The organism is Latilactobacillus parafuchuensis, from assembly GCF_055271665.1.
Window position 1 is genome coordinate 2,006,071 of sequence record NZ_CM143875.1, and the last position, 24,693, is coordinate 2,030,763.

Annotated in this window: 23 protein-coding genes and 1 other RNA gene; 4 read left to right on the forward strand and 20 right to left on the reverse strand. The window is 41.3% G+C overall.

What is annotated here, in order from left to right:
* The first annotated feature begins 50 nt into the window (after positions 1-50).
* Positions 51-1,016: a class 1b ribonucleoside-diphosphate reductase subunit beta gene (gene nrdF / locus ACVPPQ_RS09915; protein WP_463494384.1), complete on the forward strand. Its 966-nt coding sequence runs from the start codon at positions 51-53 to the stop codon at positions 1,014-1,016.
* A 105-nt stretch (positions 1,017-1,121) separates the two neighbouring features.
* A complete protein-coding gene (locus ACVPPQ_RS09920) occupies positions 1,122-2,135 on the forward strand; it encodes a lipoate--protein ligase (RefSeq protein WP_463494386.1) in 1,014 nt (337 codons plus the stop codon).
* 165 nt (positions 2,136-2,300) lie between these two features.
* Here the strand turns inward: ACVPPQ_RS09920 and ACVPPQ_RS09925 are convergent, their stop codons facing one another.
* From ACVPPQ_RS09925 to ACVPPQ_RS09995, 15 genes are all read right to left on the reverse strand, one after another.
* Positions 2,301-3,008, reverse strand: coding sequence for an ABC transporter ATP-binding protein (locus ACVPPQ_RS09925; protein ID WP_463494388.1), 708 nt, complete (start codon positions 3,006-3,008; stop codon positions 2,301-2,303).
* A gap of 37 nt (positions 3,009-3,045) precedes the next feature.
* A complete protein-coding gene (locus ACVPPQ_RS09930) occupies positions 3,046-4,428 on the reverse strand; it encodes a hypothetical protein (protein ID WP_463494390.1) in 1,383 nt (460 codons plus the stop codon).
* A gap of 41 nt (positions 4,429-4,469) precedes the next feature.
* Positions 4,470-5,237, reverse strand: coding sequence for an ABC transporter permease (locus tag ACVPPQ_RS09935; RefSeq protein ID WP_463494392.1), 768 nt, complete (start codon positions 5,235-5,237; stop codon positions 4,470-4,472).
* 43 nt (positions 5,238-5,280) lie between these two features.
* Positions 5,281-6,045 carry an ABC transporter permease gene (locus tag ACVPPQ_RS09940; protein ID WP_463494394.1) on the reverse strand — a complete coding sequence of 255 codons (765 nt, stop codon included), beginning with the start codon at positions 6,043-6,045 and terminating at the stop codon, positions 5,281-5,283.
* Positions 6,042-6,923 (reverse strand): ABC transporter ATP-binding protein, encoded by an 882-nt coding sequence (locus tag ACVPPQ_RS09945; protein WP_463494396.1) that lies wholly within the window; start codon positions 6,921-6,923, stop codon positions 6,042-6,044. The genes ACVPPQ_RS09940 and ACVPPQ_RS09945 overlap by 4 nt, the downstream gene beginning before the upstream one ends.
* A 96-nt stretch (positions 6,924-7,019) precedes the next feature.
* Positions 7,020-8,387, reverse strand: a complete 1,368-nt coding sequence (locus ACVPPQ_RS09950; protein WP_463494398.1) for an FtsX-like permease family protein — start codon at positions 8,385-8,387, stop codon at positions 7,020-7,022.
* Positions 8,388-8,391: 4 nt separating this feature from the next.
* On the reverse strand, positions 8,392-9,114 hold the full coding sequence (locus ACVPPQ_RS09955) for an ABC transporter ATP-binding protein (protein WP_463494400.1): 723 nt from the start codon (positions 9,112-9,114) through the stop codon (positions 8,392-8,394).
* 60 nt (positions 9,115-9,174) lie between these two features.
* Positions 9,175-9,954 carry a hypothetical protein gene (locus ACVPPQ_RS09960; protein ID WP_463494402.1) on the reverse strand — a complete coding sequence of 260 codons (780 nt, stop codon included), beginning with the start codon at positions 9,952-9,954 and terminating at the stop codon, positions 9,175-9,177.
* A complete protein-coding gene (locus ACVPPQ_RS09965; RefSeq protein ID WP_463494404.1) occupies positions 9,947-10,819 on the reverse strand; it encodes an ATP-binding cassette domain-containing protein in 873 nt (290 codons plus the stop codon). Before ACVPPQ_RS09965 ends, ACVPPQ_RS09960 begins: the two co-directional genes overlap by 8 nt.
* A complete protein-coding gene (locus ACVPPQ_RS09970; RefSeq protein WP_463494406.1) occupies positions 10,812-11,183 on the reverse strand; it encodes a GntR family transcriptional regulator in 372 nt (123 codons plus the stop codon). The genes ACVPPQ_RS09965 and ACVPPQ_RS09970 overlap by 8 nt, the downstream gene beginning before the upstream one ends.
* A gap of 361 nt (positions 11,184-11,544) precedes the next feature.
* On the reverse strand, positions 11,545-12,498 hold the full coding sequence (locus ACVPPQ_RS09975) for an NAD(P)-dependent oxidoreductase (RefSeq protein ID WP_463494408.1): 954 nt from the start codon (positions 12,496-12,498) through the stop codon (positions 11,545-11,547).
* 107 nt (positions 12,499-12,605) lie between these two features.
* Positions 12,606-13,748, reverse strand: coding sequence for a THUMP domain-containing class I SAM-dependent RNA methyltransferase (locus ACVPPQ_RS09980; RefSeq protein WP_025082565.1), 1,143 nt, complete (start codon positions 13,746-13,748; stop codon positions 12,606-12,608).
* Positions 13,749-13,826: 78 nt separating this feature from the next.
* Positions 13,827-14,188, reverse strand: an RNA gene (rnpB, locus tag ACVPPQ_RS09985) — RNase P RNA component class B.
* A gap of 38 nt (positions 14,189-14,226) precedes the next feature.
* Positions 14,227-14,619 (reverse strand): cell division regulator GpsB, encoded by a 393-nt coding sequence (gene gpsB, locus ACVPPQ_RS09990; protein WP_463494410.1) that lies wholly within the window; start codon positions 14,617-14,619, stop codon positions 14,227-14,229.
* A 61-nt stretch (positions 14,620-14,680) separates the two neighbouring features.
* The gene (locus ACVPPQ_RS09995; RefSeq protein ID WP_463494412.1) at positions 14,681-15,241 is read right to left on the reverse strand and encodes an SLOG family protein; all 561 of its coding nucleotides are present in this window, start codon (positions 15,239-15,241) and stop codon (positions 14,681-14,683) included.
* Between the two features lie 75 nt (positions 15,242-15,316).
* Between ACVPPQ_RS09995 and recU the strand changes: the two genes are divergently transcribed.
* Together recU and ACVPPQ_RS10005 are read left to right on the forward strand one after the other, a co-directional pair.
* On the forward strand, positions 15,317-15,952 hold the full coding sequence (gene recU / locus ACVPPQ_RS10000; RefSeq protein ID WP_106483217.1) for a Holliday junction resolvase RecU: 636 nt from the start codon (positions 15,317-15,319) through the stop codon (positions 15,950-15,952).
* A 5-nt stretch (positions 15,953-15,957) separates the two neighbouring features.
* On the forward strand, positions 15,958-18,225 hold the full coding sequence (locus ACVPPQ_RS10005) for a transglycosylase domain-containing protein (RefSeq protein WP_463494415.1): 2,268 nt from the start codon (positions 15,958-15,960) through the stop codon (positions 18,223-18,225).
* A 58-nt stretch (positions 18,226-18,283) separates the two neighbouring features.
* On the opposite strand, the gene nth is transcribed toward ACVPPQ_RS10005, so the two are convergent.
* The 5 genes from nth to ACVPPQ_RS10030 form a co-directional block, all read right to left on the reverse strand.
* Entirely contained in the window at positions 18,284-18,934 is a 651-nt protein-coding gene (nth, locus tag ACVPPQ_RS10010; protein ID WP_463494417.1) for an endonuclease III, read from the reverse strand.
* Between the two features lie 17 nt (positions 18,935-18,951).
* Positions 18,952-19,575 (reverse strand): DnaD domain protein, encoded by a 624-nt coding sequence (locus ACVPPQ_RS10015; protein ID WP_463494419.1) that lies wholly within the window; start codon positions 19,573-19,575, stop codon positions 18,952-18,954.
* A gap of 129 nt (positions 19,576-19,704) precedes the next feature.
* Positions 19,705-21,003 (reverse strand): asparagine--tRNA ligase, encoded by a 1,299-nt coding sequence (asnS, locus tag ACVPPQ_RS10020; protein ID WP_025082559.1) that lies wholly within the window; start codon positions 21,001-21,003, stop codon positions 19,705-19,707.
* Positions 21,004-21,124: 121 nt separating this feature from the next.
* Positions 21,125-21,601, reverse strand: a complete 477-nt coding sequence (locus ACVPPQ_RS10025; protein WP_463494422.1) for a cell wall elongation regulator TseB-like domain-containing protein — start codon at positions 21,599-21,601, stop codon at positions 21,125-21,127.
* A gap of 77 nt (positions 21,602-21,678) precedes the next feature.
* Complete coding sequence (locus ACVPPQ_RS10030; RefSeq protein WP_463494424.1) at positions 21,679-24,507, reverse strand: helicase C-terminal domain-containing protein; 2,829 nt, start codon at positions 24,505-24,507, stop codon at positions 21,679-21,681.
* Between the last annotated feature and the right edge of the window lie 186 nt (positions 24,508-24,693).

The following is a 24,693-nucleotide window of genomic DNA, read 5'->3' on the forward strand; positions in this document are numbered from 1 at the left end:
CAGTCAAGGGGCAACTTGCCCCGGATACATACTAAAAGGAGTCAATTGAAATGACAGTAAATTCAGAGAATTACATTGCAATTAATTGGAACCAAATTGAAGATCAAATCGATAAAGCCACTTGGGAAAAATTAACCGAACAATTTTGGTTAGATACCCGAATTCCATTATCTAACGATTTAGACGATTGGCGTGACCTATCCGATCAAGAGAAATGGATTGTTGGCCACGTCTTTGGTGGCTTAACCTTACTTGATACCCTTCAATCACAAGATGGGATGGCGAGCTTGCGTGCTAATATCCGGACCCAACATGAAGAAGCCGTCCTCAATAACATTCAATTTATGGAATCGGTCCACGCTAAAAGTTATTCATCGATTTTCTCAACCTTGAATACACCGAGTGAAATTGACGAAATTTTCGAATGGACCAATTCGAATCAATATCTCCAATATAAAGCCAACAAGATTAATGATATTTATCAAAATGGCACGCCACTCCAACAAAAAATTGCCAGTGTCTTCTTAGAAACTTTCTTATTCTACTCCGGTTTCTACACCCCACTCTATTATTTAGGCAATAACAAACTGGCCAACGTCGCTGAAATCATCAAGTTAATTATCCGCGATGAATCCGTCCATGGTACTTACATCGGTTATAAATTCCAATTAGGGTTTAACGAATTACCAGCCACCGAACAGGATAGTTTGAAAGATTGGATGTACGATTTATTGTACGATCTCTACGCCAACGAAGAGAAATACACGCACGAAGTCTACGACGGGACTGGTTGGACTGAAGAAGTCCTAACTTATCTCCGCTATAACGCCAACAAAGCTTTAATGAACCTTGGCCAAGGTGCGCTCTTCCCCGATACCGCTGAAGACGTCAATCCCGTAATTTTAAACGGGATGTCAACCTCGACCGCCAACCATGATTTCTTCTCCCAAGTCGGTAATGGTTACCGTCTGGGTAATGTTGAGGCCATGAGTGATAGCGACTACCATTTCGAATAAATTCTTAGACTGAAATTCCAAGTGAATTTCGGTCTTTTTTAATCCCCGATTATCGCCAACTAAGGTATAATGAAAGCGTGTTAATCATGAAGGGAGTCCTGTTTGATGTATTACGTTGTTATGCAATCTAATGATATTCGTCGCAACTTGGCGACTGAACAATATTTAATGAATCAAAAACATTTCGATGAACCTTTGTTGCTCTTTTATATTGAAAAACCCTGCATCATCGTGGGCCGCAATCAAAATACGTTTGAAGAAATCAATCAACAATACGTAGCAGACCACAAGATAACCGTTACCCGCCGATTATCCGGTGGTGGTGGGATTTATCAAGATTTAGGCAACCTTTGTTTTAGTTTTGTGGTGGATGCTGATTCAGAACAATTCGGCGACTTTAAATCCTTCACGCAACCCATCGTTGATGCGCTCCACCAGATGGGCGCGACTTCGGCGGAAGTTTCTGGTCGTAATGATATGTTAGTTGCGGGTAAGAAATTCTCCGGCAATGCAATGTACACCAAGAATGGCAAAACGTTCTCACACGGCACGCTTTCGTGGGATGTCGATTTAGATGTTTTAACCCAAGCCCTCAACGTGCCAGCGGATAAAATCGCCTCGAAAGGGATTAAGTCAATTCGCCAACGCGTGACAAATCTTAAACCGCACGTTGATCCACAATATCAAAAGATGACGACCGAAGAATTTCGGGATGTTTTATTATTAAACTTATTCCACGCCACCGATTTAGCCGCCATCAGTGAGCGCCAATATCAATTAACCGATGCTGACCAAACAGGTATCGATCAACTCTTTAACGACGTCTATAGTAACTGGGATTGGGTTTATGGTAAATCACCCAACTCAACCGTCCAGAAACGCCAGCATTTCGATTTTGGCACGATTGATGCCCGTTTACTCATCGAACAGGGTAAAATCGCTAACGTGAAGTTCTATGGCGATTTCTTCGGGTCTGGTGATGCGAATGAATTAGCTAAGCAACTACAAGGGACAATTTATGATCGCCAACACTTAACTGAAGCCTTGGCTGATATTGATACCACTCCCTATTTTACGGGAATTCCCAAAACCGAATTAGTGACATTGTTAGCCCAATAAATCAAAAAAGCTGTAACAGAACTCGGTTATCAATTGAGTATCAAGTTGAAAAGTCGCCTATCCCGAACTAAGGATAGACGACTTTTTGATTTGAACGGAAATTGATGAGTTCTGGTGCGCGATAAAGAAGCGTATTGCGACTTATATCAAAAACTCTTTAGTTAGTTAGAAAATCAGCGTCTCCAGTGTCGGCGCTTCAACTATTTTTTGAATATGACCATCCTTTAACACAATTGCCCGCGAAGATTGACTCGCTAGCGTTAAATCGTGCGTTACCATCACAATGGTTTTCCCGGTTGTCACTAATTCCTGTAAGAGCGTCATCACCAACAGCCGAGAATGCGTGTCTAAGGCGCTAGTCGGTTCATCTAAAAAGATAATATCAGGATCTGCCAAAATAGTGCGACCGATCGCCACCTTTTGTTGTTCCCCACCTGATAAGGCATCGATTGATTGATGTAACTCAGCCTTCAGTTCTAATCGCTTGGTCAAAGCAGCAACGGTGGCCGGTTTAATCCGGTGGCCGTTTAACGTTCCCGGTAATACCAGATTATCGTAAGCCGTTAGCGCGGGAATTAACTGAAAATGTTGAAAAATAAACCCAATTTCTTTGCGCCGAAACGTTGCTAGTTTTGTTGCGTTCCAATCATACGGATTCTGTCCGTTAATCAAGACCGTTCCAGTCGTTGGCGGTAATAAACTTGAAATACAGTAGAGCAACGTCGTTTTACCAGAACCTGATGGCCCGACAATTGAGATAAACTCACCCCTTTGAACGTCAAAAGAAAGGTCATCAAGTACGAGTAATTGTTTATTTTTAGCCAGTTCGATTTCTTTTTTGAGATGCGTCATTGAAATCACGGTTTGATGCATGCTGATCAGCTCCCTTTAAATAATTTGCTTACTTGGTTCATTCAATATATTTTTTAGTCGTCCGTAACGCTAATCCGTCAATTAGAGTAAAACAGCCAAAAAAGAGCAAGAATGCGCCGGACGTGAGTGCACAATTAACGGTCCAATTGGCTTTAAAAATATTGCCGCCCCCTAAAAACGTCACCCGTAATAGCGGAATTGCAAACAGAAATGTCCCGAACAAAGTGATTAAAACTGAAATCAACGACGCCGTTCCGATTTCAATTAATTTTAATTTAAATAGCCAATTTGGCGGACAACCCGAAAAGAAATATTGGGCTGATTCTGTTCTGGTTTTTAGTCTAAACAAACCAATCGAAGTCAGTACGTTAGCAAGACTAATGATGATTGGTGCGCCAAATACAAACAACAGATTAAAGATTAAATCATATAGATAGTCTCCACTATTTTGACCATCAATCAATAATTTAGTATTGAGAAATAACGCAATAAAATTGCCGACTAATAACGTAATGACAATCACGGGCCGACTTAATTTAATTAAACCTTCGACATTGTATTGCATATTATCAAAAGCTGAACGTAACATAGGCTGTTTTGTGATACTTGGTAAATCAACGATGCGCTTCACGATCCCTTTAAAAAGGGGTCGAATTAAAAAGTTCATCCCGATTAGTAACGCCAGCCAGACCGGCAATAATAGATTCATTGAACTTGCCATACTGCTGGTATAAGCTTTAACGTCAGCTGGATTAGGCACTGCTTTGATATATAGCATGACGGTTACAACTAGACAGAATAAAAGCGATACGCTACCACTAAACAAGCCAGGGTGCCGTTGTTTGGCCAATTGATTAGTAACCGATAATCGGCCTTTTCGTTGTTGATAGTTTTTAAGACAATACAACAAGCTCGTAATCGTAATCAGCATCGCTTGTAGCAATAGGGTCACGTAGACCACCTGCCCTGAAAATTGCAAGGGCATTTGCGCGAGTGCGTGGCGATCAATCGTTGGTAAGCCATTAATAAAAGCTTGCGCCCCTTTGACAGCAAAGAGATTGCCAATCAGCGCACCCAGCAGCCCAACCAATAACATTTGTCCAGTCATAATAACGCTCAATTGACGTGGTGAAACCCCCAAAAGCATTAAGATATCGTTCGTCTCATCAAAAAGATCAATACATTGTTTCATCGCGTTCCTTGCTAGTAGCAATATGACGAGACTCCCAACAAACATTGGCATTTCAAAAAAGACGCCATAATCAAATTCGGCGCTTAAGGTATTCGGCCCAACCAGTTTGATGGCATTCAAGATGGTCAATATCGTACTAAAAACGAATCCCGAAACAATAAAAAGGGGTAATACGGCTAACCAAATCTGCCAATGCTTGATAAATGACTTCACTATTAATTTAAGCATGATGCCCTCCTGACCTATTTTGATTGACGACTTAACGTTATTTAAAATTTCCGATGGCTAAAGATTAAGTACCCGAACTCGAGAAATACGAGCGTATAACATAAAGCCCCACCGATAATTTGCAGATTACTTAATTGTGTTAACTCATGGTAAACAACGTAGGTCGTATACTGATTCTGTAGGTTCAACATATTTAGCGGATTCCATTTAATGATAAAATCGAAGGTCTCGTATTTATTTAATAAATTATCCGACAAACCCTGGCCCATAAAAATCAGCACAAAGCTGATGACCACCGCTAACGAATTGTTTTTAGATAGACTTGAAAAGAAAAAAAGCAAAGCGATTGTCAAAAGTGACGCCACTAGCCCCACCAACAGGGTTAATATCAGATTAACAATCAGTGGCTGCTGATACTGATAAACTGCGAACCAATCAACCTGGCCATGAAAGATGATCAATGATAGGCCAATTGTTAAGCCAAAAGCAATTACGTGTAAAACAACATCGTAGCAAAAAATCACTAAAAATTTTGAAAAATAAATGTCCCGTTTATTCGGCGCTTTATACAGCAATGTCAGAATGGTGCCCTCTTGAAACTCCATTGAAAAGATGCCCGCACCAATGACTACTAACAGCATTTCAATCCACGGCCCCGCTAGAAAGGAACTAATCACTAAGTAACGACTGAATTCAAATTTAAATAACAGCCATGCCAAAAGCATTAACGGTATTAATAGAATGGGGGCATACCAGACCATCTTTTTATGGAAAAATTTGTAGTATTCTTGAAATAAACTATCTGCCATCATCTAGCTCCTTTTTGACGATTAGTATTGGGTCTTTATTAAGTTAATTGTGACTTCGTTTAAACAGTCGATACCCTAACCCTAGAAACAGTAGCGTATAGCCTGCCGTCCCAATCATGATTTGAGGATTATTCAATTTCGTAATCGCCCTAAAACTGGGATCAGCCAATTGCCCTAATAAATTCAACATATTAAACGGATTCCACTTGAGTAACGACACTAAATCTCCGGCTGACTGTATGAGTCCGCCTGAAATTGCTTGACCTAAGAAGACAATCCCCACGCCGATACTGATTGCAACGACGTTCACTTTAAATAAACAGATTAGACAAATAGTCATTGAAATCATTAAGAGCGAGGCCATCAAATTGATCGTTGTTAGTTTTAAAAGCGTTTTCAATAAAGAATGGTTGCCAGTCACTGTCGAAAACCAATGATATTGATTGGGATAGAAAAACAGCTTAAGCAGAATCGTAAAGCCGATTGATGAAACATGTAAAATGCCACTATAGCCTAAAATAATCATCAATTTAGCCCAATAAATAGCCCTTTTCGTTGGGCTTTTATAAAATAAAGTCAGCAACGTGTTATTCTGATACTCCATTGCAAATAAGTTTGCACTAAACACGACTAGAATCAAAGCAATCCATTGACTAGCACCAAAGCCTTGAACAATCAGAAACGACACTTGATCGTCACTATCCATCAATACCGTAAAAAGCATCAGGCCAAACAGCATCAAAATACCATAGTAAAAACTTTTTTGATGTTTGACCTTAAACCATTCCTGCGCCAAATTTCGCATCATTTCGGGTTGACCTCCCGCTCTTTCAAAACGTTAACAACCACTTCTTCAAAGTCAATTGTAATAGGCGCTAATTCCAATAACTGAATACCGTGCGCATAAATGATTGGTTGTATTTCTAAAATACGACTCGCGTCGATTGTTAAATAGGTTTCGTTGTTCTCACTTTTAATGCCGTTAGCATCCAATAGTGCAACCGTCTTAGCCAGATTATTAGTCACCAGTTTATATTGCTGATGCTCATTTTGAATGAGTTCGGTAATGGGTTTTTCAACTAATATTTCACCATTATTAATTAAAACAACATCCGTTATCACTTTTTCGAGTTCACTTAAGATATGACTTGAAATTAAGAATGAGGTTCCCCCATCCGCATATTTTTTAATAATCTGACGCACTAGAATCGTTGCTTCAATATCTAAGCCATTCATCGGTTCATCCAGAATCACAAACTCAGGTTGATTTAGTAACGCAATCGCAATCCCCAATTTTTGCTTCATCCCTAATGAATATTGCTTAGATTTATCATCAATATAGGCCGTCATTTCCAACGAAGTGACGAGGTCCAGCACGTCCTGTTGATTTTTACAATAAAGCGTCAGGTTTTGGCGACCAGTTAAAAAGGGGTAAATGGCGGGGTGTTCAATCAAGGCGCCCACTTTGGTTAAAGCCTGATGGTTATTAACCGTTACCGCACTACCGTTAATTTGGATCGCCCCTTCAAACTTCAATAAACCCAAAATCGTTTTCATAATGGTGGTTTTACCAGCACCGTTGGGACCGATCAAACCGACAACGGCCCCCTCTTTGACCTGAAAAGAAACCTTTTTAATCACCTGTCTTTTCGAAAAAGAAACAACTATATTTTTAACGGTTATCATACCGGACCCCCCTATTCTGGATATAAAAAAGAACCCTACAGACAGTTAAGCTATGGGGTTCATTTCAATCATTAGTGATCTTGAAATCACTAATAGTCATGCTGGTTTAATACTAATTCGATAAATGTGGCTCAAATCAATCGTGATCACGAATATAAACGCAACGATACCTGCTAGAAGCGGCCAATAACTGATTGATAACCAACTATCATTGACAGTGATGTTGGTATTCCGAGCAGCTTTTAATATAGCGCCAAATAAAAATGCATTATTAAGTATCCCGGTTATCGAAATTACGCCCCCGTAGAACAGGGCTTCTACACATTTTTCAGCTATCAAATTTTTAAAAGTAAACCCTAAAATCTGCAGTTGCTGTAAACTGGCATTACGCTGTTCGCTTGTAATAATCGTGATTGAAATAATATTAGCAATAATGATTAACAGTGGCCCCCCTAAAAACAAGGCTAGTGTGCCGATGATTTCTGACAAACTTCGTTTAGCTGCGATATTTGCTAAATCAAATGCTAAATAGGTAAAAAAGGAAGTCAGCAACGATAACATAAATAACGGCACGACCAGTGAACTAAGATACGTTTTCTTGCCAATCACCTGCCAATAGGCGGTCTTAGCAGTTCTCATTAAACGGCTGGGCACTATTTTAGAGATTAATTGAACAACACTCGGTAATAGGATTGGGGCCACCAAACTAAACGTAACACTGGTTAAGATTGTAATCCCGATAAAAAGCTGTGTATAGTTATTGGCTAATGAATCATGATTATCTTCTGCAAATAATTGACGAACAATGCTCGGGTTTCTATAAAACAAACTGTATAAATAAATGAGTCCACTGACATTGATGCAGCGCCAAATGTTGGTTAACCAAAATCGACTATTATTTCTTGATTTTTGAGAACTTACTGCGCTCTTTTGGAAAATCCTTCTAGCATCAATAAAACTCATCACGGCGCTAATGACGCCAACAGCTAACAAGGTCAGTGTAAATGATTGTATAGAAAATTGAAATTGCATCCTTGGAAAAATTGACATACCAGGTGTTGTTCGAATCCATGAATAAGCACTAACCACAATTGGATACGCTAAAAAATAACCGATTATCGCGCCTATCAGGCTGGTTATTGTCATTTGACCGCTAATTAATAGTGATAATTGATTTGGATTAGCGCCAACTGTCGTCCATAAAGTATATTCAGTTTTAAAATTATTGATTAATAATCGAGTTATGCCGTTAATGATTAGAATCAGTGTCAGCACGCCAAACATCGTTGGTAATGTAAAAAAGATAATCGGATTATTAAGACCTTTATCCAAATGAGCCGTCACTGTTGAATCGACCCCAATCAAACTAAAACCAATGATGCTTCCTGCGGCACTAAATACAAATAAGGTGCCCAGCCATTTTGAGGCCGAATATCTGAATTGTAATCGGATTAAATTAAACATCGTATTACCCCGCTTCAATAGCATTCAATAGCGCCTGACTGTTAGGCCTAGTGAATACCGGTTTGATACAACCGTCTTTTAACACCATTGTCCGGTCGGTCTTGGTCGCCAATTCAATATCATGTGTCACCATCACAACACAGGCGCCATTATTGGCCAAGTCTTTGAGTAACTTGAAAATAATCTCCCTGGATACTGAATCGACTGCGCCGGTTGGTTCATCCGCAAAAATAATTTTGGCCTTGGTTAATAAGACTCGCGCTATCGCGACTTTTTGCTGTTCACCACCTGACAAGCTACTAACGAAACTATTCATATCAGCCTTAAACCGCATATCTTTCAATAAATCGGCCACCACTTGTCGATCAATTTTTTGACCTGACAGACGCATTGGCAACACGATATTCTCAAAAACTGGTAAGGCTGGCACTAAATTATAGGACTGGAAAATAAAACCGATGTCACTTCGCCGCATTTTAGCGACTTGTGAGGGTCGTAATTGATACGGATCGATTTGATTGATTCTGATTTCACCAGAAGTTGGTGGTAATAACCCGGATAATGTTTTTAATAATGTTGATTTACCACTACCAGACGGTCCAACGATACTCAAAAATTCTCCCGCATAGGTCGCTAGTGAAACATCTTTAAAGATACTAATAAGCTGATTATGACCCAGTGCTATTTCTTTCGAAACACCTTGAGCAGTAATGACTTCTGTTTTCATAGTAGTAATCCTCCCTATATTGGATGTCCATCAGGGACCCTATTAACAGGCACTTGCAGTTTAGTCTTTTCTTAACGTAAACGCTAACCGCCGAGTTTGCATGAAATGTTGGCACACACCTGCGATAATGAGTGGCACTAGGATACTAATCAGTAAGTTGATCCAAGCCATAGGTTGTTGACTGGCGTGAAGCATACTATCAGCCGACTGTGTATCACCAAAGATGACAACAACGTCAAATGATAATGCTTTGGCCCACGCTGGTAAAATGCTCGTCAGAATGGGTGCAAGATATTGATTATAGACGACGGACCAAACAATGTAGATGACGAAGATGACCCACCACATTTTCTTTTCAAATAACGTCATGAAGCTACTGATTTGAAGGGCGCTGGCTAAAAGTAACCAGCCAACTAGGATTACCATGATGACAATTCGTGGCGCTAATAGAAAAGCTAATGAGGCATTATAATTCATCCAGACGGCTAATAAGTAACCGATTAAGAAGGTAACGGTTTGTGTGCTAAACAAAGTAACCAATTGTGTGGCGTAACTCGTTTGCCGGGAGACGCCATTTTGAATTCCAAATTCAAAAAATGGTCTAACAGATGTGAATGCAGCAATCACGATTACAATTTGACTGGCAATTAGCCCACCAAAAACCATGGCATAAGCAATAAATCTCACGTACTCTATCCAGCTAAAATCGACGTGTTGATACAGACTGACACCCACGGCGATAATCGCGGCCACAACCACTGTCATGAATACACCGAGTAGCGTTTTAAGCACGGTACTCCATAATTCTGTTAATCTGTAACGTAACATGGCTTTAAACATCACGATTCCCCCGTTCGTTAGTTAATTTAATAAAGGTTTGTTGTAAATCAACGTGTTCGATTGTTAGTCGATCTGGAATCTCACGTTCAGTTGGCAATTGATCGTAAATATAAGCGATATACAACGTTCCCAACTGTTCCGTTGCCAGTTGGTTCAATTCCTGACAATACGCTTGGACGACTTCCTCTGGACCACTAATCCGATAACTCTTCGCTAGCACTGTCTCCAGAGGTTCATCAATAATGACTTGGGTTTCATTCAAAATCACAACGTGTTCGATTAAATTAGCAATCTCTTCGATTAAGTGGGTCGCTAAGACAATCGTCCGTGGCCGTTCTTCGTACGCCTTTAAAATGAATTGGTACAACATTTCGCGATGATTCGCATCTAACCCCAGAATCGGTTCGTCCAAAAAGACAACTTCGGCTGGCACGCATAAGGCGAGCATCGCTTTAAAAATCGTTCGATAACCGGTAGATAATTGACTTAACTTCTTCTTCGGATTCAAGCCAAAAGCCGTCATCATTTCTGCTGATAAAGTTTCGTCAAACTGGCCTTGTAACAAAGCGGTATTTTTAATAATTTTTTGAAGCCGTTCTTCTTTAGAGAACAAGTTGGTTTCTGACATCAAGTAGAACGCTTGTACCGGATGATCGCGGCCAGTTAGTGATTGACCTTGCCAACTAATCGTCCCGCTACTGGCAAAAATCCGATTGGTGATAATGTTCAATAAGGTACTTTTGCCGACCCCGTTACGGCCTAATAAACCATAAATCGTATTTGGTTTAAACGTTAGATTAATGTCATCCAAAATAACTTGGTGGCCAAATTGTTTCGTAATTTGCGTTAATTTTAGCTCATTCATGATCATACCCTCTTTCAATTAAGGCCAGTAGCGCCGTTTTTGTTAAGTTCAGTTGTTTGGCCTCTTTGACTAAGGCTTGGACGTGTTGTTGATAAAACGCCGCTTGTCTTTTTTCTGTAATTTGTGCTGGTGCTGTTTCAGTCACAAACATCCCGAGTCCTCTTTTCTTTTCAATCAAGCCAGCCGTCACTAATTGATTCATGCCTTTCAACACGGTCGCCGGGTTTAAATTGAATTGCCGCGATAATTCGGTCGTCGATGGCACTTGGCTATCCGGCGGGAAAATGCCGGTAAAGATGCCCTCTTCAATCTGGTTCGCAATTTGACGATAGAGTGGTTCGTCGTTATTAAATTCAAATAACACGCTAACACCTCCTGTTTACGTTATTCGGTTAGTTGGTTATGTAACTAACTATAACAGCAAAGTTTCAAAAGTCAACTATGCAATCAAAAAAAGAAGTTATGACATCAGTCGTCGTATTCTGATATTAACCGAACAATATTTTTGACGCGCACCAAAACTCATCAATTTCCGTTCAAATCAAAAAAACCGATTATCCCTAAGTTTAGGATAATCGGATTTTTCAACTTGATAGGCAATTGATAACGTGCCCACACCCACTGATTCCTGTGCTTAGCGACGTTTCGTAAACAAGCCCATAAACCGGACTTATTCACGAAACTAGGCTAATGCTCAGAATCAAACCGCGGGTGTGGGCACTCAATTAATAACCTTCCGTCAAGCTAACCGTATTGTAGGTTAAACGACCCTCTGCTAAAAAAGTGGGCAAATTACGGGCAAAAATGGTGTACACCCGATCGTGCAAATCTGGAATATAACCAGAAATATGCGGTGTGATGACTAAATTAGGCGTTGACCAGAGTGGTGAATCAGCGACTAACGGTTCATTTTGGGCAACATCAATCGCTGCACCGGCCAACTGTTTGGCATTCAAAGCAGCCATTAATGCGGCTTCGTTGACCGATTTTCCTCGGCCGACATTAAAGAAATAAGTGCCAGCCGTTAATTTTGCAAAGAAATCAGCGTTAAAATAATCGGTGGTTTCAGGCGTGAGTGGCATACCGTTGACAATAAAATCGGCCTGTTCCAAAACTTGATCAACCGTTTCAGTCGTCACGATTTGTTCGAAATAATTAATGGATTCACCATTACGATTAACGCCGATGGTTTTAAGCCCCATCGTTTGCGCATACTGGGCAACTTTTTCACCAATTTGACCAGTCCCAAAAATTAAAATCGTGCGACCTTCAAGTGTCATGGTACTTTGCCCGATTGGATGATGATCCCAAACATGTTGACGCTGCGCATTTAAACTTTGATAAATACCGCGTGTAAAATACAATAAATAACTCATAACGGTTTGGGCAATCGGTACGGCGTGCATGCCCCGCGCATTCGTCACTAAAATGTTCTGGTCAATCAATGTTTGCAATGGCAAATAGTCAATGCCAGAAGTCGCGGTTTGAATCCATTTCAACCGATGATTAGGGATTGCCAAAATTTGGGGGCCAATCACCTTATTCCAACCAAACATAATATCAATTTCCGCCAATTGCGCTTGCGATACGTCCGCGCGATTGATAATCATTAAACCCTGTTGTGCTAATTCAATGCGTGCTGTTTCGGGAATATTTTCCGCTGCTAATATATTGGTCACGATAAATTCCTCACCTTGTATTGAAGTAATCTTAAGTATAATAGATTTCTACCAAATAAAAAAGCATTCCGCCTAAATTTAGTGGAATACTTTTATAATTATATTTATTACTTTTCAGCACGTGGCCAAACTGGACGACCCCAGTATTGGAATAAATCAGTTTGGATCCGACCATTGTAGAGCTTCCGACGCTTAGTGGCCCGTTGTCCGTAAGATTCTTGGAATTGTAAATCACTCGTTAAAATGTATTTACTCCAAGTCTTCATTGAACGATAAGTGTCACCCATTTCTTTGTATAATGCCCGTGCTTGTTCTTGATCGCTCATCCGTTTCCCGTAAGGTGGATTCGCAATTAAAACCCCGTTGGTTAAATCGGTTTTAAAATCTTTAACGGCTAATTGTTTAAATTCAACCTGATGGAGTACCCCGGCTTTTTGGGCGTTTAAACGGGCAATATCAATCATATTTTGATCAATATCATAACCGAAGATTTCTAAGGGTTCATCCATCTTAACGAGTGATTGCGCTTCTTCTTTAACATTCGCTAGAATTTCTGGTTTTAGCCAATCAAATTCTTCAAACGCAAATTGGCGTTGCATACCGGGTGCAATGTTATGGCCCATTAAGGCCGCTTCAATCGCGATCGTACCTGAACCAGTCGTTGGATCGACAAATGGCATATCATTGTGCCAACGTGATAGGAGAATTAATGATGCCGCAAAGTTTTCTTTTAAAGGTGCTTCCCCTTTTTCAAGACGGTATCCCCGTTTAAATAAACTAGCCCCAGTCGTATCTAAACTGATCGTCACGAAATCTTTTAGGATGCTGACTTCTAACGGATAAGTTGACCCGGTTTCAGCTAAACGCGTCCGCCGATGATAAACACTACTTAACTTATCAACGATCGCCTTCTTCGTGATGGCTTGAACGTCTGGTTCACTGTGAAGTGTTGACCGGACTGACCGACCAGCAACTGGAAAAGCAGCATCTAATGGCAAAAAGTCATCCCAAGGTAACGCCTTAACTTGTTCAAATAATTGATCAAAGGTTTTTGCTTCGAATTGACCAATCGCAATCTTAATCCGATCAGCACTTCGTAACCAAAGATTGGTCCGGGCGATATCGGTTAAATCACCTTCGAAATAAACCCGACCGTTATCAGAACGTGTTTCATAACCTAAATCTTGTAATTCTTTTGCCGTGATTGATTCAATACCACTTGCCATCGTTGCATATAGTTGGTAAGTCATTTTTTAAAGATCCCCTTAGGAAAATATTTTTTAAATAAAAAGAGCTTGGGCAAAAGCCCAAGCCACCTGATTGTAAACCTCTATAGGCCATGTTTTGTTCCAGAACTTTCCCAGGAAGAAAGTTCCTTCAGTAATCATCTATCTGTTCTTACGAACTCTCATTTTTAGTTCATTTCCATAAATGAGACGCCCCTACCAAAGTTTGGGTTACTCGCTCGCGGGGTTTACCTCGTTCCATCGTTTGGGTTTCCCCAACCGCTCCGTCACTGTGGCACTATTTAAGGATATTAACGCATGACCGAAGTTTTAGCGCGTTTTCCGCCGTTACCAATTAAGGTACCCTGGCTTATTGGGCCAGGCACGAACACTACAAGCATCTCAGCCTGTGCGGGCATGGACCTTCCTCAGCCTACTGATGTAGACCGCGATTACTCAAGATTTACAATGTTTAATCAATGTAAACTATTATACCACACTATTACATATTTGTATCATTAAATTGAGAATGATTTTGAACTCTTGTTTGACCTGCTTGATTTTGATCACTTAACTTAGCACCAAAAACGTGGCGTTCCAAATTAGAAAGACGCTTCAAAATATCATAGTTCGTCGCTGCTGATGTTTGTTGTGGTGCATTTTCTTTAACACTATCAGAAGCATTCAACTGTTTGTTTAATTCTTCAACCTTGTTAAATAAACGGGTATTTTCAGCCGTCAAGCGCGTGATTTCTTCTTGGTAGCTTTGGTAATCTTTGATAATTAAATCTAAATAACCATCGACTTCCTCTGAATCATAACCGCGCATCTTTGTTTTAAATTCTTTTTTTAATATTTCAGTTGGGTCTAATTCGACTTTGATTTGATTATCCATATTGACACCTCATTTATAATAAACGCTTCATACATGTAATTATAGCAAAGATAACCTAGAATTAAAACTTTAGATTCTCTAGCTCCGCTAATTCATTCGCGACATCCTGTAATTCAAAGAAATCGACTTGGTTTAACGGATAATCCGTCTGACCTCGGTACTGGCCAATCGCTTGATAATCGTAGCTAGGTTTACCTTCTGCTTCCGGATCGTAATATAACAGCACGCCGTCGGTATGACTTAACATGAACTGCTGATACTGTTTCAATTGTTGTGGCCCAGAATATGGCGCATTCGAGACCGGCTCACAAAAGTCGACCTGGCCCTTTAACTGCACCAACTTAGCTTGATTTTGCTCATTCCATTGTTGACCAAAATCATTAAATGGTAACATCAACGCCGTTTTTAAATCCGGATAATCGGCCTTTAATGTCTGGGCAACCTCTAAGCTCCACTGTTCAATCCCCATTTGACCGCCCGTAATTACCCATTCCAAACCGTCATCTAAGAAATTTGTTAATTGTTTTTTTAAAGAATATTTAATAACTTTAAGTTTTTCATCATTTTCGCCGAAAACACTTAATTCATAGCTTCGATAGCCAGTGACCCATAAACGTTGCATGGTCTTGCCTCCTACCTAATGATTTTAAAATCACCTGAATATTGCTATAATGATTGCACAGGAGCGTGATTTTCGATGGCCTTTCATTATCCAAACGGACAACCTTACTTAAATAATGAAGTACCGCAGTCTAAAAAGCAAGCTACCCGACCAAAAGCAACCACGTTATTTGGTAAGCGGGGTATGTCGCTTGAAGAAGAATTAAACGATAGTAATCAATATTATCGAAGCCAATCAATGGCTGTCGTCTATAAGAAACCGACCCCGATTCAAATTGTAAAGGTCGATTATCCAGCGCGTAGCCAGGCCGTGATTAAAGAGGCCTATTTTAAACAAGCTTCAACGACCGATTATAACGGGATTTATCAAGGGCGTTATCTTGATTTCGAAGCCAAAGAAACCAAAAATAAAACGGCCTTCCCGTTTCGTAATTTTCATCAGCATCAAATTGAACATTTTCGCGCTTGCTTACAACAAGGTGGTATCTGTTTTGTCATTATGAAGTTCGTTCCCTTGCAACGGTTGTTCCTATTGCCCGCTAGTGAACTCATTACCCGCTGGGACGCGCAAGCAGACGGCGCTCGTAAATCAATTCCACTTGAAATTGTGATTAAACAGGGCTACGAGATTAATTATCAACTTAATCCCACAATTCCCTATCTAAGCGCGGTTGATCAATTAATTGCGTACCAAGTCAAAAGGAGTAACTAATCATCATGTCCGATAAAAATACCGGTAACTCACGTGTCGCACGACACAAGAAAACCAACCAGAAACCAACTACCAAGAAAAAGAAGTCGTTATTCTGGCGCATTATTAAATGGGGCATTTTAGCCGTTGTTGTGCTAATCCTCGCGGGAATTGGGCTCTTTGCTTATTATGCTAAAGATGCGCCCAAATTAACCCAGTCAGATCTTGAGAGTGTCAATTCATCAACCCTCTATACAAGTGATAATAAAGCGTTCAAGAAATTAGGACTCGCCAATAGCACCCGCGCATCAAGTGAACAGATTCCAACCATGCTCAAAGATGCCGTCGTCTCAATTGAAGATCGCCGGTTCTATAAAGAAAAATTCGGGGTCGATCCGATTCGGATTGCTTCGGCGGCAGTTTCCAACGTTACGGGGAAATCATCGCTTGGTTTACAAGGTGGTAGTACCCTGACCCAACAACTCGTTAAACTATCCGTTTTTTCTACAAAAGTATCCGACCAAACTTTCAAACGTAAAGCGCAAGAGGCTTGGTTAGCCGCACAAGTTGAACGGCAATATTCTAAGGATCAAATATTAACTTTTTACATTAATAAGGTTTATATGAATAATGGTGTCAACGGAATGGGCACGGCCGCCGACTATTACTACGGTAAAACTTTAAAAGAATTGAGTTTACCGCAATTGGCATTATTGGCTGGTATGCCACAATCACCGGCTGGCTATGACCCCTATTTACACCCAGAAGCCGCTAAAACCCGGCGTGATTTAGTGTTAGACGCGCTCGTTCGTAATGATAAAATCACGGCCGCCGAAGCGACAGCGGCTAAAGCCGTCCCAATCGCGACTGGTTTAGTTGCCCAGAAAGACGCCGCTAATACGTCAACCGACGATAAAGCAACCGATGCTTACGTGAAAGAAGTCATTACCGATCTTAAGAAAAAAGGCTACAATCCTTATACTGATGGGTTAAAGGTTTATACCAACATCGATATGGATGCCCAGAAGAAACTCTATACAACTGTCAACGATGATAGTAGTATTCCCTTCCCTGATGATAAATTGCAAACCGCGGTCACGATTACCAATCCCAATAATGGTAAAATCGTCGCTATGATTGGTGGTCGGAAAACTGGGAATGTCCAACTCGGTTATAATCGCGCCGTTCAAGCCGGTCGTAGTAACGGGTCTTCGATGAAACCACTGATGGATTATGCACCAGCGATTGAATATCTCAATTATTCAACCGGCTACAAATTGGTCGATGAACCCTACACTTATCCGGGGACAAGTGTTCAATTGCATAACTTTGATAACCGATATGTCGGGACAATTACTGCCCGCAACGCCTTAGCTAATTCACGAAACGTCCCTGCCATTAAATTATTGGCCGACGTCGGGATGACGAAAGCGAGCCAATTTGTGGAAGGTCTTGGGATTACAATCCCGACTGATGCTGGGTTCTCTTATGGGATTGGCGGCAATGTGTCAACCTTGCAAGAATCAGCCGCTTACGGTGCTTTTGCAAACGGTGGGACTTATTATAAACCAACCTATGTTAACAAAGTCGTGACGGCCGATGGCATTACCCATAATTACGATTCTGAGGGCACTCAGGCCATGAAGAGTTCAACAGCCTACATGATTACCGATATGTTAAAAGACGTTATCAGCAAAGGTTCTGGGACACTCGCACAAATTTCTGGATTATACCAAGCCGCTAAGACCGGGACAACCAATTATTCTGACGAAGAAGTCACCAACTCAGCTGGCGCCATTAACTCTGACTTAGCTAAGGATAGCTGGTTTGCCGGTTACACCAAGGATTACTCGGTAACGGTTTGGACCGGTTATGATGAACCTTTAAAGAACGGTTTAACGATGAGTGAACGAAACGTTGCGGCTTATATCTATCGTTCAATGATGGTCTATCTTGCTCAAAATAGTACCAACAGTGACTGGACGATGCCTAGCAACGTCATTGCTAAAAATGGCGAATTGTATATTAAAGGGACAACCACCACAGAAAGCAGTAGTTCAAGTAGTAGTTCTAGCTTCTCTGAAAGTATATTGAGTAGCTCTTCGACGAGTTCGTCAACGAGTTCAAGTAGTTCCGAAAGTAGTGTTGCTGAAACGAGCAGTTCTGAACCGGTTGAGACCAGTTCCTCATCGGTTGCCGAATCGACGAGCTCCGAACCAACTAATTCAGTAAGCACCTCTTCAAGCTCTCAATCAACTTCTGGTGGCGACCTATCAACCACACCAAGCCAATAAAAAATAAGCTAGGCCTATTCGTCTGAATGGCCTAGCTTATTTTTATGGTGCTATTGTGCTAACCACGATCGGCTAAATATTGTTGACCGGCAGCACAAATTGTCAATAAAGGACATTGCTGACATTTTGGATTCCGTGCCGTACAATATTGCCGGCCAAATAAAATTAACGTGTGGTGGGCTTTAACCCAATCGCTTTCGGGTAACTTAGCCTGAAAATCACGTTCAATTTGAGTGACTGACGCATTCTGGGCACTGATTCGCAACCGTTTAGCAATTCGAGTGACGTGGGTATCAACAGCAAATGAGGGCACGTTAAACGCATCACCCAGAACAACATTGGCGGTCTTACGACCGACGCCGGCGAGTTGTTCTAATTCAGCATGGGTTTGGGGCACTTCGCCACCAAAATCGGCAATCAATTGTTGGCAACAGGTTTTAATGTGTTTCGCCTTGTTATGATACAACCCAATTGAGTGAATGTCCGCTTCAATCGACTGCAGAGACGCGTTTGCAAAACTCGTTGTTGTCGGGAAATCCCGAAATAATTTGGGGGTCACTTTATTAACCGATACGTCGGTCGCCTGCGCACTCAACATCACCGCGATTAACAACTGAAATGGTGAATCAGCCACCAATGCCCCTTTAGCATCCGGAATTAACGTGTACAATTGGCCAAAAGCCCAACGCGTTTTTGTTTTAGATAACATTTAACTCACCCTTTCAATTAAAATCGGGGATGTTTCTGCTGATAATACTGCAAGTCATCCTTGGTTTTAATATTTTGCTTTTGCCAATTTAATAAAATACGATCGACATATTTCAATGAATAAACTTGATTAAAAACAGCCTCGCGCACCGCTAATTGAATCAAATCGGGATTGTACCGGTCTAAATCCAACCAATTAGCAATAATCTCCGTTTCTAACGGTGATAATGGTCGGCCGAATAATTGTTCGACTTGATTAAAAATCATGGCGCGTTGATTCTGATCTAAATCAGCCTGGACCGCTTGTTCGGCTTGCATCGCAAGAATACTCAATTTCATGAGTGTTGGCGTTAAATCATAGCGGTCGACGGCCTGACCTTGTTCATTTTCACGCGATTCTAACGTGATTAACTTTTTTTGAATCAAACGATGGACTAACTCGTAGATTGTCTTTGCCGGCAACTGCATCCGTTCGCCGATCAACGCTAAATCCGGGAACTGATCCCCTTGGCTAGCAAAATCAGTGAGCTGCAAATAGACGGTTAGTTCATCGGTTGACATCTTGAGTGTTCGATACTCCTGCAACAGTAGTCGTGAGATGCTCACTTGGCCTCCGTTTAAAAACGCATTTAATTCATTCATATTCTAGCCTACTTTATTCAGTGTCATTACTATCATTGTAACCAATCTTACCACATAAAAACAAGACGTCTGAATAATCCTCACTTGAGGACCATCATGCGTCTTGTTGGTTGTCCGATTTAAAAGGGATTAAGGTTGGATCCGGTTAATCATTCTTGGGAATGGAATGGCTTCACGTAAATGATCAATACCACAAATCCAAGTAATCGCCCGTTCTAGTCCTAAACCGAAACCAGAATGTGGGACTGAACCGTAACGACGAAGGTCTAAATACCATTCGTAGTCTTTCAAATCTAAGCCCATTTTAACGATTTCAGCTTCTAACTTATCGTAATCCGTTTCACGTTCACTACCACCGATGATTTCGCCGTAACCTTCTGGTGCTAACAAGTCAGCACATAAGTAGACATCATCACGCGTTGGATGTGGTTTCATGTAGAATGGTTTGATGGCCTTTGGATAGTTCATGATAAAGACCGGTTGTTCGAATTGATCTGATAAATAAGTTTCATCAGGCGCACCAAAATCATCGCCCCATTTAACGTCAAAATCAGCTGCTTGTAACATTTCAATCGCTTTATCGTACGAAATTCGTGGATAAGGGAGTTGTGTATATTTCTTTAATTGATCAATATCACGATCTAATAAATTCAAGTCATATTCACAATGATCAATGACGTTTTGAACCAAATAAGCGATGTATTTTTCTTGGACTTCTAAACTTTGGTCTTGATTCATGAAGGCCATTTCGGGTTCAATCATCCAGAATTCAGTTAAATGACGACGCGTCTTTGATTTTTCAGCCCGGAAAACTGGGCCAAACGTAAAGACTTTTCCGAATGCCATGGCGCCCGCTTCAGCGTATAGTTGGCCACTTTGCGTTAAATAAGCATCGTTTTCGAAATATTCAATGTGGAATAATTCAGTAGTGCCTTCTGGCGCGCTACCAGTCAAGATTGGTGGGTCCATCTTGATGAAACCTTCTTGGTTATAGAATTCATAAGTCGCCCGAATGATTTCATTCCGGATTTGCATGATTGCAAAAGTCCGTTTCGAACGTAACCATAAATGACGGTGATCCAATAAGAATTCAACACCGTGTTCTTTAGGTGTGATTGGATAATCGCCACTCTCACCGACTAATTCAATGTTTGACACTTCAATTTCGTAACCGAAATGTGACCGCGTATCTTCATGAATCACACCCGTAATCCACATACTTGATTCTTGTTTTAAATCTTTCGCTAATTGGAAAACTTCTTCGCTGACTTGACTTTTAACCACAACCCCTTGGAAAAAGGCACTGCCGTCACGCAATTGTAAGAAAGAAATCTTACCACTTGAACGTTTGTCAGTTAACCAACCGCCGATTCTGACTTCTTCATCGACATGGTCTTTAGCATCGATAATACTGATTTGTTTAACCATCTACTCGGTCTCCTTATGTCTATTCATTTCAATAAAACAGTCCAAAAATAACTGATAATCATCATTATATAACAAAACACTGATTGTCACAGCTTAAATTGGCATTTATTCGTAAAAAAATTTAGATATTTTCAATCAATTGAACGGTATCGCCCGATTTAAAATCTAACGTTAAATAACACAAACGGCCCTTATTCGTCCGATAAACCACTTCCCAAACCGGTTTATTCTTGAACATCCCAAAATTAATATTCAACACTTTTTTAGGATTTTTAGTCGACCAAGTTTTCTCGAGTGCTTCATTTTTGGTCATCCCGGCTGATTGGCGATAAACCGTGGCGTGGTTGCCCTTTTCATTGATCAAGACGTAAATCCCACGGCCCTCACTATTTTGCCCACTAACCGTATAATACGTATTCTTACGATGATACGTGTAGAAATCATCGGGGTTCTTTAATTTAGCATATTTTTCAGCAATCGCAACGGCCTTTTTCTCGGCTGTCGTGTCTGGTAATCTAGCTTGATGATAAATCATCAACATGGCGCCCATCACAACGAGTAGCAGGACAATCCAGAGCCATTTTTTGTATTTACGCACGTGTTTTCTCTCCCCGTTTATTCGGATAATTTTATTATAGCAAAAATGCAAGGCTTACTTTGCCAAATCAAGCGAATTTAGTCTGAATTTAACCAAAACAGATCAATTAGTTCACGAATCGTGGTTACCGGGGCCGCTTTTTGTGGCAAACTAGCCGGCAGAGCCCGACACATCTGTTGACCATACTGGGTCGTCAACAAGCGTGGATCTAAACAAACAAAGACGCCGCGATCATCCGACGTGCGAATTAGCCGACCGAATGCTTGCCGGAATCGAATCGTCGCTTTAGGCAACGCTTCGGCTTTAAACGGATTTTGCCCTTGCGCCGTTAATTGCGCGTATCGAACTTTGGTCTGTACCGCATTGGGTGCATCAAAGGGCAATTGGACTAAAATCACCATTTCAAGCGCTGATTCCGGAAAATCAATTCCCGCCATGAAGCTACTCGTCGCTAACAAGACGGCGTCATGCCCTAACATAAACCGTTTGGTAATTTTTTCAGCACTCCCGGTGACCCCCTGCGCTAACACTTCGCGATCCAAACTTAATCCGGCGTGCGCCAACGCGTAATAGACTTGTTCAAGCGTTTGATTCGCATTAAACAGAATCAATGTTTGGTGCGGATTATTGGTGACTAGCGTTAAAATTTGGCGCGCAATTTGGCGTTGATAATCGTTAGGCGTTAACTCTTTTTGCACCGGACCATCTGTGGCGATTAAGAAACGGGCTTGTTGTTTGAAACGGAACGGACTCCGTAATTTCTTAGTCATTAATGGTTGATCGTCATCGAAACCAAATTCACGTTTCAAATACGTGAATTGGCCATTAACCGCCAGTGTCGCGCCGGTTAAGGTCACGGGTTCGAAATGTTGTAACAACGACTGCATCTGAGTGCCAGCCGAAACCAATTGCCATTGGAGCTTAAACTGTGGTAGTTGGCTGGGTTGCGCCGGTTGAATGCTTTGAATCGACAAAGCGTGTTGTTCCTGCGGCTTAACCGCAATGAATAACTGTTCAAACCGTTGGTAATGTTCAACATCGGCCAACAATAAATTGATTTCATTTTCAAAGGCTTGCCAAACACTTAAATCACTCGCCGCATACCGTTCGAGTTGTTGCTCCAAGCTATAGCGCAACGCTAAGAAATGGTCCTGAATCGTCAATAATTCCCGGTTCAACTGTTTAAACTCACGTTGACAACCGTTGACGAATTGGATGACTTCATCAGGATTCAAATACCGATCCGTAATCGGCCGTTGTTGGTCACGCACATCAAAACTCGTTTTTAAATAGGTCTCGAGCGCCGTCAGTGTACGAGTCAGTTTGGTTAATGTTTTATGCAGATATTTTAACGAACGATTTTCAGCCGTTTTAGGTGGAAATAAGGTCGCTAGATTGTTACTCTGCGTGGTCGTTGTGTATTGGAGCCCTTTTTGCGCCCACAATTGCCAGCGGGATAATGACCATGTCTGTTGGGCAATCGATTGGACGTTAAAAATCATACTTTGGGCTTCATCGACCACTAAATAAGGGCGTTCACCCCATGTTTGTTGGTCACCAGCATGTTCCGCTAAATAAGCATGGTTGGTCACTAATAATTCTGCTTGTTGTTGGCGTTTGGTTAACCGACGCAAGAAATCATCTTGATAGAATGGCGCCTGCGGATCGAGTGAGGCCACGCCACGGTGCCGAATATTAATAAAGAACGGCGTTTGATAACTGGTTAAGTTCAACTCGTCTAAATCACCGGTGACGGTTTGGGTCAACCAGATTAAGATTTTCATCTGGAGTAACCGGGTTAAACGATTCTTATGTGGGAGTTGCAACGATAACGTAAACCGGTGCAAATCGATATAGTGGCGGGGACTTTTGACCACTTCGGCCAATACTGGGCGGCCAATCAACTTCTCTAATAACGGCCGTGCTTGGGTTAATATCTGGTCTTGTAATAGCGTGGTTGACGTCGCAACGACTAATTTTTTCGTGCTAGACATCAAATAACTGTACGGTAACAAGTACCCTAAGGTCTTCCCTAACCCAGTCGCCGCTTCAATTAGGATCGGTTGTGGTTGTTCGGATTGATAATTATCGGCGATAAAGTCCATCATGGTCGCTTGGGCCTTCCGCCATTTTAGGTGCGGTTTTAAAAGCGCCTTTTTAGCGGCTTCATCGTGTGGGTATTCGGCAGCGTATTGTTCGCCTGGATAAAGGGCAAAGTCTGTCGGTTGATCTTTATGTAACGCAATGTTTTCGCGAATCAGTAATTCTGGGATTAACGGTTGTGATTGTTCTTGCATCTGGTCATAGATGGCGGTAAACAAATCCCCCGTCTGGCGTAATAACCCCGTTCCGAGTTCACTCAATTTCGCCAATGTGACTAGTGGCAACTCGCGTAGACGGGCCATCAGTTTCAACAATAATTTAGCGGTTACGAGGGCGTCACTGTCGGCTTGGTGCGGATTGTCGTGCTCGATCGACAACAGTTGGGTCAAATCCTGTAACCGATAGCTAGGGGCTTCCGGCAAGATAATTTGGGCCAATTCAACGGTATCAATCCCGTCCAATTCTAACGGTTCTTGCCCGACTCTGGCCAGTTCACCATTTAAAAAGGGTAAATCAAAGTTAATATTATGGGCCACAAAAACAGTACCCGATAATATTTCAACTAAGGTCGGCGCTAAATCTTCAAAAATCGGTGCAAATTCCAATTGATCAGCACTGATATGCGTTAAATGTTGAATTTTATTAGGAACATCTCTTAATGGATTAACATCTTGGGAAATCGTTTGAATGATTTTCCCATTCTGAACAAGGGCGCACCCGAATTGAATAATGCGATCCCCGTCTTTAATATTCGTGCCGGTTGTCTCTAAATCGACAACGGCGTATATCGTCTCTCGATTCATGCTGTCACCAATACTTTACTGAATTAATTATGAACAATTATACAATGCCGTTTCAAGATTGAACAGTCCATTCCGTTTCCACAGGACTGGTGATCTGAAGACGCCATTATTCTCTAAGATGATTATACATGGAACTATTCCGGATTGAAAGCCGGAAACTGGGTCGTGGTCTGGATTGACCCATCA

Coding starts and splice junctions, on each gene's coding strand:
- nrdF (WP_463494384.1), top strand. CDS start 51: ATGACAGTAAATTCAGAGAATTACATTGCAATTAATTGGAACCAAATT.
- ACVPPQ_RS09920 (WP_463494386.1), top strand. CDS start 1,122: ATGTATTACGTTGTTATGCAATCTAATGATATTCGTCGCAACTTGGCG.
- ACVPPQ_RS09925 (WP_463494388.1), bottom strand. CDS start 3,008: ATGCATCAAACCGTGATTTCAATGACGCATCTCAAAAAAGAAATCGAA.
- ACVPPQ_RS09930 (WP_463494390.1), bottom strand. CDS start 4,428: ATGCTTAAATTAATAGTGAAGTCATTTATCAAGCATTGGCAGATTTGG.
- ACVPPQ_RS09935 (WP_463494392.1), bottom strand. CDS start 5,237: ATGGCAGATAGTTTATTTCAAGAATACTACAAATTTTTCCATAAAAAG.
- ACVPPQ_RS09940 (WP_463494394.1), bottom strand. CDS start 6,045: ATGATGCGAAATTTGGCGCAGGAATGGTTTAAGGTCAAACATCAAAAA.
- ACVPPQ_RS09945 (WP_463494396.1), bottom strand. CDS start 6,923: ATGATAACCGTTAAAAATATAGTTGTTTCTTTTTCGAAAAGACAGGTG.
- ACVPPQ_RS09950 (WP_463494398.1), bottom strand. CDS start 8,387: ATGTTTAATTTAATCCGATTACAATTCAGATATTCGGCCTCAAAATGG.
- ACVPPQ_RS09955 (WP_463494400.1), bottom strand. CDS start 9,114: ATGAAAACAGAAGTCATTACTGCTCAAGGTGTTTCGAAAGAAATAGCA.
- ACVPPQ_RS09960 (WP_463494402.1), bottom strand. CDS start 9,954: ATGTTTAAAGCCATGTTACGTTACAGATTAACAGAATTATGGAGTACC.
- ACVPPQ_RS09965 (WP_463494404.1), bottom strand. CDS start 10,819: ATGAATGAGCTAAAATTAACGCAAATTACGAAACAATTTGGCCACCAA.
- ACVPPQ_RS09980 (WP_025082565.1), bottom strand. CDS start 13,748: ATGACTTACCAACTATATGCAACGATGGCAAGTGGTATTGAATCAATC.
- gpsB (WP_463494410.1), bottom strand. CDS start 14,619: ATGGATAATCAAATCAAAGTCGAATTAGACCCAACTGAAATATTAAAA.
- ACVPPQ_RS09995 (WP_463494412.1), bottom strand. CDS start 15,241: ATGCAACGTTTATGGGTCACTGGCTATCGAAGCTATGAATTAAGTGTT.
- recU (WP_106483217.1), top strand. CDS start 15,317: ATGGCCTTTCATTATCCAAACGGACAACCTTACTTAAATAATGAAGTA.
- ACVPPQ_RS10005 (WP_463494415.1), top strand. CDS start 15,958: ATGTCCGATAAAAATACCGGTAACTCACGTGTCGCACGACACAAGAAA.
- nth (WP_463494417.1), bottom strand. CDS start 18,934: ATGTTATCTAAAACAAAAACGCGTTGGGCTTTTGGCCAATTGTACACG.
- ACVPPQ_RS10015 (WP_463494419.1), bottom strand. CDS start 19,575: ATGAATGAATTAAATGCGTTTTTAAACGGAGGCCAAGTGAGCATCTCA.
- asnS (WP_025082559.1), bottom strand. CDS start 21,003: ATGGTTAAACAAATCAGTATTATCGATGCTAAAGACCATGTCGATGAA.
- ACVPPQ_RS10030 (WP_463494424.1), bottom strand. CDS start 24,507: ATGAATCGAGAGACGATATACGCCGTTGTCGATTTAGAGACAACCGGC.